Origin of the sequence: Paracoccus shanxieyensis, assembly GCF_009711265.1 — a bacterium.
Taxonomy (GTDB): Bacteria; Pseudomonadota; Alphaproteobacteria; order Rhodobacterales; family Rhodobacteraceae; genus Paracoccus; species Paracoccus shanxieyensis.
Window position 1 is genome coordinate 1 of record NZ_WMII01000027.1, and the last position, 11477, is coordinate 11477.

Here is an 11477-nt window from a genome sequence, read left to right on the forward strand (position 1 = left end):
GGGCGATCCGGCCGCTTGCCATCGGCACCCGGGTGCAGGCGCTCGCCGCCGCAGACGATTTCCTGCGCGCCACCGAGACGGGGACCGCCTCGATCAAGAGCCGTCGCTGGCTGAACGACCCGGCGACAATGAAACAGATGGACCTGCTGCAGCGCGCGGGGCACGAGGCCAATGGGCTGGATTTCAGCCTGTCGAAATACGCTGCCAACTGCCATCTGAACTTCCGCTGGAACCGCGGCGCGATCACCGCCGCAGTTCTTGGCCGTGCGGAGCGATCGGCCGCATGAAACGCCCAAATCCACTGCCGCCCGACCAGATGACGCCCGCCGAGCGCCGCACTGAACTGTGCGGCCTGCTGGCGCTGGGGCTGGTTCGGTTGCGGATGCGGGATGGGGGCGAAGTATCTGACGATACAGGAGAACTTTGCCTACACTATCGGCCCGACCGATGCCGTCATGCAACTCCAACTCACCGGAGAAATGCATGAACAAGCCCGATCCCATCCCCGCGCGCCTGGCCGCGCTCAAGAGCACGGCAACGCCCGACCTGAAGCAACAGTGGCGCGACCTGTTCGACAGCGAACCGCCGCCGTTCAATCGGCGGTACCTCGAATCCCGCATCGCCTATCGCATCCAGGAACTGGCCTATGGCGGCCTGAAGCCCGAGACCATCCGGCGGCTGGAGCGGCTGGGCGAGGAGCTCGACGGCGGAGACCGGACGAAGCGCAGGATCCGCGCCGACCGGGACCGCCCCATCACGGGCACGCGCCTCCTGCGCGAATGGCAGGGCGTCGAGCAGATCGTAACCGTCACCGCCGACGGCTTCGAATGGCAGGGGCGGCCCTACAAGTCGCTATCCGCCATCGCGCGCGCCATCACCGGCACGCGCTGGAACGGCTGGGTGTTCTTTGGCCTCAAGAACCACAGGGGGCGGACATGACGAAGCCGCCGGAAAAATCGAAGGTCGTCCGCAAACTGCGTTGCGCGGTCTACACCCGGAAATCCTCCGAGGAAGGGCTGGAGCAGGAGTTCAACAGCCTCCACGCCCAGCGGGAGGCCTGCGAGGCATACATCGCTAGTCAGCGGTCGGAAGGCTGGGTGCTGGTCCGCGATCAGTATGACGACGGCGGCATCTCCGGCGGCACGCTGGAACGGCCCGGCCTGAAGCGGCTGCTGGAGGACATCGAGGATGGTCTGGTCGATGTGGTGGTGGTTTACAAGATCGACCGGCTCAGCCGCTCGCTCGCCGACTTCGCCAAGCTGGTCGAGGTGTTCGACCGGAACGGGGTGACCTTCGTCTCGGTCACGCAGTCGTTCAACACGACGACGTCGATGGGCCGGCTGACGCTGAACATCCTGCTGTCCTTCGCCCAGTTCGAGCGCGAGGTGACGGCCGAGCGCATCCGCGACAAGGTCGCAGCCAGCCGCAGGAAGGGCATGTGGATGGGCGGGGTGCCGCCCTACGGGTACCGGGTGGGAAACCGCAAACTGCTGGTGGACGAGGAAGCCGCCGCGCACGTCCGCTGGATCTTCGCCCACTTCCTCGAGATCGGGTCGGGCACGGAGCTGGCGAGAGAGATCACGAAACGCGGCATCCGGACGCCGCGCGGCAACCGGATCGACAAGAAATACATCTACCGGATGCTGAGCAACCGCGCCTACATCGGCGAGGCGGTGCACAAGGGCGACAGCTACCCCGGCGAGCACGACGCCATCATCGACCGCGAGACGTGGGACCGCGTCCACGCCATCCTGCAGGAGAGCCCGCGCAAGCGCGCCGCGCGCACCCGCGCTGAGACGCCCGCACTGCTGAAGGGGCTGCTGTTCGGCCCGGATGGCGCGGCCTTCTCGCCGACGCATACCCGCAAGGGCGACAGGCTCTACCGCTACTATGTCAGCCAGACAGTGCTGAAGCATGGCGCTGGATCCTGCCCCATCGGCCGCGTGCCAGCGGGGGAGATCGAGGCCGCGGTCTTTGACCAGCTGCGCGCCGTGTTCCGCCAGCCCGAGATCGTGGCCGGGACGTGGAAGGCGGCGAGCGCCCACGCCAGCGACATCACCGAAGCCGACGCCCGCGCCGCCCTGCAGCAGATCGACCCGATGTGGGGCGAACTCTTCCCCGCCGAGCAGGCGCGTATCGTAACGCTGCTGGTCGAGCGCGTGGACATCGGCACGGATGGGCTCAACGTCCGGTTGCGCATGGATGGTCTTGGGAGCCTCGCCCGCGAGATGCGTGCTGGAGACATGGGAGCGGCCGCATGACCCGCGAGCCGCCGATCCCCGAGACCATGACGCTCCATGTTCCGTTTCGCATCGTGAAGCGCGGCGGGCGCAAGGAGATGCAGCTTCCCCATGGCGTCCGGCCAGACCGCAAGGCGGACAACACGACGGTCAAGGCGCTGGCCCGCGCCTTCCGCTGGAAGCGGATGCTTGAGTCGGGCGAGTTTGCCACCATTGCCGAACTGGCCGAGCGCGAGGGGATCGCGCCGTCCTACATGACCCGCGTCCTGCGCCTGACGCTGCTCGCACCCGATATTGTCGAGGCGATCCTGGACGGGAAGCAGGGGCCGGAGGTGACGCTGGCGCGGGTAATGGAACCATTCCCGATAGAGTGGGACGGCCAGTTACCTTCCCTTTGCAGCAGGCGCATCAAGTGAAGATACGCCTTGCTGGCAGTTTTTTGCTGCACTAAACACACCCTATGGCACGACCGAAGGGACGAACGAAGACCGCCAGGGTAACCATCAACCTGGATGAGCGAGCCTACGCCCTGTTGCTCGCCCTTGCGGATCGTGACGACGCGCCAGTGGCGCAGGTTGCTAGAAAGGCGGTCGTCGACTTCCTCAACCGCATGGAACCCAATATAGATCAAGGCTCGCTCCCTCTGGTGCGCCCGCAAAGAGAAGACAACTAATGGCGCACGGAACACAAGAACCCTCCCTGAATGAAGCGAATAGCTGGCCAGCTTCCGTAGATGCGGGAACAAAAGATAAATCATCTTTGTCAGAAGTTGATTGGGGCTTCCCTGACAGGCGTAGTCACAGCGAAATCGAAGGCGTTCACCCTTATCCTGCCAAGTTTATTTCAGAAATCCCAAGGGCACTCATCAGCCATTTGCCGCTGCCTCGCAACAGTGCCGTGCTGGATCCGTTCTGCGGGAGCGGCAGTACTTTGGTCGAAAGCCAACGACTAGGCATTCCCGCTGTTGGAATCGACCTGAACCCTATCGCTTGCCTGATGTCACGCGTAAAGACCATGGCCTGCCCGACTGATTTAGAGCAGCATGCGGCACGGATTACTTTGAGTTCTGAAGAAACTACAGACATCGAAATTCCAGAAATCCCGAATCTTGATCACTGGTTCCAGCCAAACGTCCAGGTTGAGATCAACAGGATTGCTCGGTCTATCGTGGCCGCCCCAAGTGAAGCCCGCGATGCGCTCAAGCTAGCGCTTTCGAGTATTATTGTCAGAGTATCCAATCAGGAGAGCGATACCCGATATGCGGCAGTAAAGAAGGACGTGGACCCTTCCACAGTTCCCAGGCTTTTCTTGCGCGCGGTAAATCGCATCAATGCTGCTCTCCAGAAACGAAACTACCCGTTGACCCCCGTGGAGGTTGTTGAGAGCGACATCCTGAAAGTAGAACCGAGTGTGATTGAGCGACCGATCGGACTGGTTGTGACATCTCCACCCTACCCGAACGCCTATGAGTATTGGCTTTATCACAAATATCGGATGTGGTGGCTTGGGTATGACCCACTAAAAGTCAAGACTGACGAGATTGGTGCTCGAGCTCACTTCTTCAAGAAAAACCATCACACGGCTGAAGACTTCGCGCGACAAATGAGGCAAACGCTCACACTTTTGGATGGCGTCATAGTCAAGGGCGGCTTCGCGAGTTTCGTGGTCGGCCGCTCGAAGATTCATGGGAAAATATATGATAACGCAAAAATCATCACCGATGAGGCTGCGCCTCTGGGCTTCAAGCCGTTTTTCGTGACAGAGCGAATACTGTCAGCCAATCGAAAGTCGTTCAACCTATCTCACGCAAATATTAAGACCGAAACTGTCTTGGTCTTGCGAAAGGAGGTCGAGTGATGCGTCTTCGCTGGCATGATTACAAATATTACCCCTACGAGAAAGAGCTTGCCTCTCGAGAGGTAACGTCGCTAATCGGCCCTCCAGAAGCCACTGAAATGCCGGATGGCCTGGACTTGCGCGCAGCAACCTCAGGTTCTGGCTTAAAACGCCTAACCTACTTCAAGGGCTATGAGAATGGTTCCGACTTCATTTCAACAGTGCAGGCACAGCTGGAGGAAACCGCGCGAAACGGGAAAAACCGTCAGGCCACACGTTATTCAGTTCACGGCCTCCATGAATACAAAGGCAAGTTCAATCCACAAGTCGCCAGAGCGCTTCTTAACATCTTCAAAATAGAGCCTGGGCAAGCTGTCCTTGATCCGTTCTGTGGTAGCGGCACCACCCTTGTCGAGTGCTGCCATATGGGCGTCAACGCGATCGGCACCGACATAAATCCGCTCGCGGTATTCCTATCGAATGCAAAGCTTCTTGGGTTGTCGGTACAGCCCTGTGAACTGCAGAATGCGCACAAAGGTATCTCGACGCAGCTGCGATCTTCCAAAGGTAAGACCGCCCCTAAGTCTTCAGATGCGCGCCGAGAGTACCTTCTCAAATGGTTTGATCCCGAAATTTTTGACGAAATCGAAGGCGTTCGGGCCACAATCGTCGATGTCGCTGGAGAACTGTCGCCAATCTTCTTGTCTGTAGCTAGCAATCTCCTTCGTGAGTACTCGCAACAGGATCCAAGGGACTTGCGGATCCGGAGGAGATCCTCACCGCTCCCGTCAAAAACGTTCACATCAGCGCTCTTGGATGCGCTTCCACAGATTATGGATCGGATACTTGCTGCGCGAGAACTGATTGGGGCGCGGGCACCTCTTGGTCGGGCGATACTTTGTGACGCATCCAAATTAACAGCAGACTGCAGCATAACGAAATTCGACGCCGCAATCACTAGCCCGCCATATGCTATGGCACTGCCATATATTGACACGCAGCGCCTTTCGTTAGTTTGGCTTGATCTCCTGGCGCCTGATCAGATTCACGAGCTCGAGGCATCACTGATTGGAAGCAGAGAGCTTCGCGGAAACTCAAGGCGTGAACTGCCTCAATTGCTCGCTGCAAATGAGGCTGAATTGCCTGATCAAGAGTACGAACTTTGCGTCAAGCTGGAGAATCTGCTCGGTGAAGGCGACGGATTTCGGAGGCGTGCCGTCCCGGCGCTACTCTACAGATACTTTGCGTCAATGAAGGCAAACTTCAGCTCGGTGAATACGCTGATGAAGGAGGGGGCTCCCTACGCTCTAATTGTGGGTCACAACCACACGACAATCGGGGGAATGCGCCACGACATCGATACCCCATTGCATTTGTCTAGACTGGCGGAGTCCGTAGGCTGGAGAGTTGAAGAACTCATTCCGCTGCAAACCTATCGTCGCTATGGATATCATGTGAGCAATGCGGTTGCAGCCGAGACGATGATCATTCTTCGGAAAGAGTAGTGCATCCTCGTCGCCTGTTTCGGTCACCACTGCGGCGAGATACCCGCAGGCAACCAGCACGCACCTTTTCCAACAAGCACACCACTCGTTGAAGCAGCCGTGAGCATGCCGTCTACGGTGGCGAAGAGCGGCTCGGCTGGATCGATAAATGTCGCCTTGAACACCGGGTCGGCTGGAGTGGGCCACTCTAGGATCATCGGATCATTGGCGGTCGGGACGTGTAAACCATGTGCCGCGGCATGTTCGCGAATGGCGCGCGCCGGTGGAGCCGGCATGAGCATCCTTACATCACGATGGCCGGGTTCGCCGGGCGCGTATCCGTAGGCCATTACATTGGTGCTAGATGCAGGAACTTCATGGCCGCCCAAATTTGAGACATGACGCATGCGAAGGTCGAACTCGGCGCGCGGTCTCTGATACTTCCCAAATACGCCGAACCTTATCGTGCCAATGGTCGCAACCGGCACACTTACATTTGCAGTACCACTGCCTCCGGAGAAAAGTCTGGCACTGTCACGGCTGAGGCGAATGACCAACCCAGCAGCGCTACCCGCCAGAGTGGATCCGGTCAAAGCTGCCGCACCTTGAGTAGGCGTCGCGATGCTTGGAGCGAAGAGTATATATGGGGGGAACGGCGAGCGCGGGCTGGATGCAAGCGGTCCGACAGTTGCAGTCGCCGCGCCGGGCGGTGCAGACGGCGCTGCTGCCGACGGCGTACCAGCCGACGTCGCCCCAGCCGGGGCAGTGCTGCTCTTGACCGAGACAGGAGGAAACTTGATCAGCGGCTTGAGACCAACTTTGCTTGTCGCCGCCCCACTGCTTGTGGAACTGGACTGCATGGTGCGTGGCGTAGGGGCCACACCAAGTATTCCAGCGGCAACAAGCGGCGCAAGGTCGGCAAGCGAGGACACCGTTGAGAGCCCAGGGCGAGTTCCATTAAACCAAGCGTCAATCGCGGCCGCCACGTCCGTAAGAACGTTTGCAGGATCGCCGGCCGACGAATCCAAGAGCAATCCCGCCTCGATGTTCATACCGGAAATGCCCGGAGTGGTCAGATTTGCCGATCCAACATATGCCGCCTGCGACCCATCCTGTCGTGTGAAGTGATAGACTTTTGGATGAAATAGTCCCGCGGAGAAGCTGACGACCCCAATCTTAGCATTTGTTCTTGGATTTCCAACGAGATTGACCAGTGCTTCGATGTCGGGCTCTCCAGTTTCTCCGCCGTTTGATCCGATCACGCAGTTCGTCAATCGGTCTTGCGCCTTGAGCTCATTGAGCACTGGCACCAAAGGAGCCAATCCATCCGCACTGAAGTATCCGGTTTGCCAGCGTAGGGCGTCGACAGCCTGCGGATTAAAGCTAGCGAGCCAGTCACCGAGTACGTCCGACGTGTTTCGAGATGCTGAGTCAATGTATCGCAAGGCTACTCACTCCGATCGGGGGATATCGCACGAATATCAGCCGCTTATGTCGAAGCACAAGCAGCAAGAGCTAGTGCGGGAGCGGTGCCACAACCGGGAAGCGGGACGCACGCGGCGGAGCATCTCAAAGTACCTTGTCCGCCTGTCGGTACCCATTGTACTCGTCGCGCTGCGATGAGTTCGATTTCTGTTCCTTCTTGACGAACGCCACTGGCATCGAAGTGCTCAACCGCGATCTCGAAAAAGGCACTGTATTGCAGCGGCTTACAAGAAATTCACTAAACTCGCGCAGTCATGAGGTCCGGAGAATATTGGCCCGGAGAGACCGCTTCCGGGCCACCCAGCGCAGGGGCCAGTGTTCAGCCCTTCCCGCATAACCCTCGAAAACAACCAGAAAATCCGGCCGCAGCCGGATAGGGAGAACGCTTTCGCAGGGGCAAGTGGCGGAGGGGATGGGTCTAGCGTCGAACCTTCTCTTGTGGATGCCGCTCTCATTTGCAAGGAATTTCTGAACTTTAGGCATGTGATCGAGTGCGGACTCTTGTCAGGCCTGTTCACGCGGCCCGATAGATGCCGCTGGCCGAGATGGTGATGCGCGGACCGGGGCCAAATCTCCAACAGCGAGCTCGAAGCTCTGAGAAGGTTTCTGGTTTGCCCAACCCGGATCATGTCGATCATGTGCCCATTCGGTTCATGCCTTCCTCACAACTCTGCGGCCCGGCTTCGCTGTCTGCTGCCGGATCAGGCAGCGCAGGCGATCACCGGATCGCGATAGTCTTCATCGTGCGTGAGCATCGCCCAGATGCCGCGCGCCATCTTGTTGGCCAGAGCAAAGGCCGCGACCAACGGCGGCTTGCGTTCCAGCATGCGCACAAGCCAGGGGTTTTGAGGTGCGCCACGGCGCAGGGCCCAGCGGACCACCGCCATCGCGCCGGTGACAAGCAGTCGTCGGATGTCCCGCTGCCCCATCTTCGATGTTTTCCCCAGCCTCTGTTTTCCGCCAGAAGAATGTTGCCGCGGTACCAACCCGAGCCAGGCGGCAAAATCGCGGCCACGCCGGAACTGGTCCATCGGCGGCGCGAAGGTTTCGACCGCGAGCGCGGTGATCGGTCCGACACCCGGCATGGTCTGCAACTGCCGGGGTATGGCGGCCGCCCTGGACGCGGCGGCGAGCTTTGCCGAAACTGCGGCGAGGCGGGACGTCAACAATTCTATCTGTTCCAGAACCATGCGGCAGATGTCTCGCGCCAGGTCTGGCAGACCCGAACCCGGATCATCGACCACCTTCGCCAACCGCGGGATATACCCGACCCCTTCCGGCGCGACGTGCCCGAATTCATAGAGGTGCGCGCGCAGGGCATTGATCGCCTCGGTCCGCTGCTTCACGATCTGCTCGCGGGCGCGAAACGCCACCGCCCGGGCCTGCTGTTCTGCGGTCTTGGGTTCGACGAACCGCATGGTTGGACGCGTGGCCGCCTCCGCGATTGCTTCCGCGTCGGCGGCATCGTTTTTCTGACGCTTGATGAACGGCTTGACGTAATGCGGCGCAATCAGCCGCACGCTGTGCCCGTAGGCGGACAATTCCCGCGCCCAATGGTGCGCGCTGGGACAAGCCTCCATCGCCACCTCGCATGCCGGATGATCCGACATGAATCGCGCGAACTGCGGTCGCGCCAGCTTCTTGCGGAACACGACCTCCCCGTCCGCTGCTGCTCCGTGTACCTGGAACACGTTCTTTGCCAGATCGACGCCGATGATGGTAACCTCTTCCATGGATGCCCTCTCCTACAACTTGTGTTTCGACACCACGAGTTTGGCACATCGCGATGCCGTCTGGGGAGAGCGGCATCCACCCCATCTCTATATAATAAGTAAATGTTATTACTATATATTACTAGTTTTGCCTTGGTTGTTTAGGTGCGAGACAACTTCAATGTAAGCGTTGCGCGAACCCCGTCTGTGTTTCAGGTTGACGGCTTTTGGAAGGCCCAAGGCATGAGGTCGTCGATGCGCGACACGGGGTGGCCGTTGGCGATGGCGGTCAGTGTTGCGCGCAGGTAGGCGTAGGGATCGACCGCGTTCAGTTTGCAGGTCTCAATGAGTGAGGCCATGCGGGCCCAGGTTCGGCCGCCCTCATCATGACCGGCGAAGAGTGCGTTTTTGCGATTGAGGGTTATGGGCCGGATGGTGTTTTCGACCGGGTTGGTGTCCATCTCGACGCGGCCGTCGGTCAGGAAGATTTGCAGGCCATCCCAGTGCCGATGGATATAGCCGAGCTTCTCGCCAAGGCGGGATTTGGTGGAGATCCGACTGCGCTGGTGGGTCAGCCAAAGGCGGAAGTCGGCAATCAGCGGCGCGGATTGCGCTTGGCGGGCGGCGAGGCGCTCCTCGGGTGAGCGGCCCCGGACGGTGGCTTCGATCTTGTAGATCTGGGCGATGCGGCGCAGGCCTTCGGCGGCGATCTCGGAGCCGTCCTTTTGATAGATGTCATGCAGCTTGCGCCGGGAGTGGGCCCAGCAATAGGCCAGCGTCAGCGGCGTGCCGCCCACGCGCTTTGGTTCGGCCAGGGCGTCATAGCCGGTGTAACCGTCGACCTGCAGAATGCCCTCGAAGCCCGTCAGGATGTCCATCGCATGGCGGCCATGACGACCGGGCGCATAGGAGAAGACGACGGCGGGCGGATCGCCGCCACCCCACCCACGATCATCGCGGGTCACCGCCCAGAGGTAGCCGGTTTTGGTCTTGCCCGCCTTGGGGTCGAGCACCGGCGCCCGGGTTTCGTCCATGAACAGGCGGCCGGATCGTTTGAGGTGGACCAGCATGCGGTCGACGACCGGAGCCAGATGATAAGCCGCCACGCCACACCAGCTTGCCAAGGTGGAGCGGTCCAGCTCCACACCGCCCCGTCCATAGATCTGGCACTGGCGATAAAGCGGCAAGTGGTCGGCATATTTGGAGACCGCGACATGGGCGAGCGTGCCCTCGGTCGGCAGCCCGCCTTCGATCAGCCAGTTGGGCGTGTCCGCCTGCACAACACCCGCGTCGCAACGGCGACAGGCGTAGCGGGGGCGAACGGTGACGATCACCTGGAAGCGGGCGGGAACGATGTCGAGCCGTTCCGCGCGGTCTTCGCCAATCTTCACCATATCGGTGCAGCCGCAGGAACAGATCTTCTGCGGGGGTTCTATCACCTGCTCGATGCGCGGCAGGTGGTCTGGCAGATGGCCAAGGTTGCGATTGGCCGCGAGGCGTCTTGTCTTGCCATCGGCGTTGCGTTCGACCAGCGCATCCCGCGCGGCCTCGGCTTCGGCGACCACCGTTTCCAGATCCTCAAAAGCCAGTTGACGCGCATCGGGGGGCAGCAGTTGCTCGGACCGCTTGCCATAAAGCGCATGGCGCAGCTCGGCGATGAGGTAATCCTGACGTTCGGTCTGCGCCTCAAGCCCTGCGACCTTGGCCTGCATGGCCGCAAACGCCTCACGCACGGCGGGCGGAAGGCTGTCCAGATCAAAGGGGAGCTCGGCGGGTGCAGACATGGCGATTTATACCGCGTGCCCCCACGATTGCCCATATTTGCAAGGCGATCCGAGTCATTCTGTCGCGGGGGGATGCGTCGGTCTGGGCGCATGGATGCGGCGCTAGTCAAGCCCTGCAAACAGCGCCTCGAACTGCACCCGCGACAGCCGCATGACCCCGTCGCCAACCTTTGGCCAGGCAAAGCCGCCCTGTTCCAGCCGCTTGTAGATCATCACGATCCCACTGCCGTCCCAGAACAGAACCTTGATCCTGTCGCCACGTTTGGACCTGAAGACAACCATCACCCCAGCCCTGGGCGCAAAACCCAGCTCGGCATGCGCCATGGCCGCCAGCCCGTCATGTCCCTTGCGGAAGTCCACAGGCTTGGTTGCAATCACGATCCGGACGGCCTGATCCGGAAAGATCACAGCACCTTCCTCAGCGCCGCCGCCAAGGCCGCCGCGCGGTCTGGACTGCAATCCGGCATCACATGCAGAACGGCCCCACAGATCTCGACCCTGATCACGCCCGTATCGGCCGACGCGGCAGCCGCAGCAGCATCAGCCAATGGCTCGATCACCAGCGGCACGAAGGTCGGGGCCACATCGACCGGCACCACCAGTTCCCCTTTGCGCGCCTGACCACGCCATCCCGAAAGGTGCCGGGCAATCAACCCATACTTCGCCGCAACATCGCAGACCCGCGCGCCAGGCTGAAAACTCTCGGCCACAATCCGCGCCTTGAGATCATCCGGCCATCGCCGCCGCCCGGTCGGACCATCAAGGATCTCGATCCGCGAAACTCCCTTCGACCCACGCACCTCCATCCGGTGCTCGTTTTGGTGCTCCACGGCAAGCCTCCCGCAAACTCAGTTGCAGGACGGCATGCCCGATACAGCATCAGGCCGAAACCACGGGGCTGGCGAACCGCTTACACTTCAATCACAGGCGAGAAAG

At 60.5% G+C, this 11477-nt stretch carries 10 protein-coding genes and 1 pseudogene; 6 read left to right on the forward strand and 5 right to left on the reverse strand.

Going from position 1 to position 11477, the window contains the following annotated elements:
* The 6 genes and pseudogenes from GL284_RS21390 to GL284_RS18730 form a co-directional block, all read left to right on the forward strand.
* Positions 1-287, forward strand: a pseudogene (locus GL284_RS21390) (hypothetical protein); the annotation flags it as partial.
* 196 nt (positions 288-483) lie between these two features.
* Complete coding sequence (locus tag GL284_RS18710; protein ID WP_155046016.1) at positions 484-939, forward strand: DUF2924 domain-containing protein; 456 nt, start codon at positions 484-486, stop codon at positions 937-939.
* Positions 936-2261: a recombinase family protein gene (locus GL284_RS18715; protein WP_155046017.1), complete on the forward strand. Its 1326-nt coding sequence runs from the start codon at positions 936-938 to the stop codon at positions 2259-2261. Before GL284_RS18710 ends, GL284_RS18715 begins: the two co-directional genes overlap by 4 nt.
* On the forward strand, positions 2258-2656 hold the full coding sequence (locus tag GL284_RS18720) for a hypothetical protein (RefSeq protein WP_155046018.1): 399 nt from the start codon (positions 2258-2260) through the stop codon (positions 2654-2656). The genes GL284_RS18715 and GL284_RS18720 overlap by 4 nt, the downstream gene beginning before the upstream one ends.
* A gap of 256 nt (positions 2657-2912) precedes the next feature.
* Positions 2913-4097, forward strand: coding sequence for a DNA methyltransferase (locus tag GL284_RS18725; protein ID WP_155046019.1), 1185 nt, complete (start codon positions 2913-2915; stop codon positions 4095-4097).
* The gene (locus tag GL284_RS18730) at positions 4097-5581 is read left to right on the forward strand and encodes a TRM11 family SAM-dependent methyltransferase (RefSeq protein WP_155046020.1); all 1485 of its coding nucleotides are present in this window, start codon (positions 4097-4099) and stop codon (positions 5579-5581) included. Before GL284_RS18725 ends, GL284_RS18730 begins: the two co-directional genes overlap by 1 nt.
* A 23-nt stretch (positions 5582-5604) precedes the next feature.
* Here GL284_RS18730 and GL284_RS18735 read toward each other — a convergent pair whose 3' ends face one another.
* The 5 genes from GL284_RS18735 to tnpA all read right to left on the reverse strand — a co-directional run bounded on the left by GL284_RS18735 (position 5605) and on the right by tnpA (position 11371).
* Entirely contained in the window at positions 5605-7005 is a 1401-nt protein-coding gene (locus GL284_RS18735) for a phospholipase D family protein (protein ID WP_155046021.1), read from the reverse strand.
* A 741-nt stretch (positions 7006-7746) separates the two neighbouring features.
* Positions 7747-8778: an IS110 family RNA-guided transposase gene (locus GL284_RS18740; RefSeq protein WP_114350839.1), complete on the reverse strand. Its 1032-nt coding sequence runs from the start codon at positions 8776-8778 to the stop codon at positions 7747-7749.
* 191 nt (positions 8779-8969) lie between these two features.
* Entirely contained in the window at positions 8970-10541 is a 1572-nt protein-coding gene (gene tnpC / locus GL284_RS18745; protein ID WP_155046022.1) for an IS66 family transposase, read from the reverse strand.
* Positions 10542-10643: 102 nt separating this feature from the next.
* On the reverse strand, positions 10644-10949 hold the full coding sequence (tnpB, locus tag GL284_RS21810; RefSeq protein WP_196216797.1) for an IS66 family insertion sequence element accessory protein TnpB: 306 nt from the start codon (positions 10947-10949) through the stop codon (positions 10644-10646).
* Positions 10946-11371, reverse strand: coding sequence for an IS66-like element accessory protein TnpA (tnpA, locus tag GL284_RS18755; protein WP_255471222.1), 426 nt, complete (start codon positions 11369-11371; stop codon positions 10946-10948). The genes tnpB and tnpA overlap by 4 nt, the downstream gene beginning before the upstream one ends.
* Between the last annotated feature and the right edge of the window lie 106 nt (positions 11372-11477).

Bases quoted from the DNA above. Each gene is read 5' to 3' on its own strand.
- GL284_RS18710 (WP_155046016.1), top strand. From the start codon at position 484: ATGAACAAGCCCGATCCCATCCCCGCGCGCCTGGCCGCGCTCAAGAGC.
- GL284_RS18715 (WP_155046017.1), top strand. From the start codon at position 936: ATGACGAAGCCGCCGGAAAAATCGAAGGTCGTCCGCAAACTGCGTTGC.
- GL284_RS18720 (WP_155046018.1), top strand. From the start codon at position 2,258: ATGACCCGCGAGCCGCCGATCCCCGAGACCATGACGCTCCATGTTCCG.
- GL284_RS18725 (WP_155046019.1), top strand. From the start codon at position 2,913: ATGGCGCACGGAACACAAGAACCCTCCCTGAATGAAGCGAATAGCTGG.
- GL284_RS18730 (WP_155046020.1), top strand. From the start codon at position 4,097: ATGCGTCTTCGCTGGCATGATTACAAATATTACCCCTACGAGAAAGAG.
- GL284_RS18740 (WP_114350839.1), bottom strand. From the start codon at position 8,778: ATGGAAGAGGTTACCATCATCGGCGTCGATCTGGCAAAGAACGTGTTC.
- tnpC (WP_155046022.1), bottom strand. From the start codon at position 10,541: ATGTCTGCACCCGCCGAGCTCCCCTTTGATCTGGACAGCCTTCCGCCC.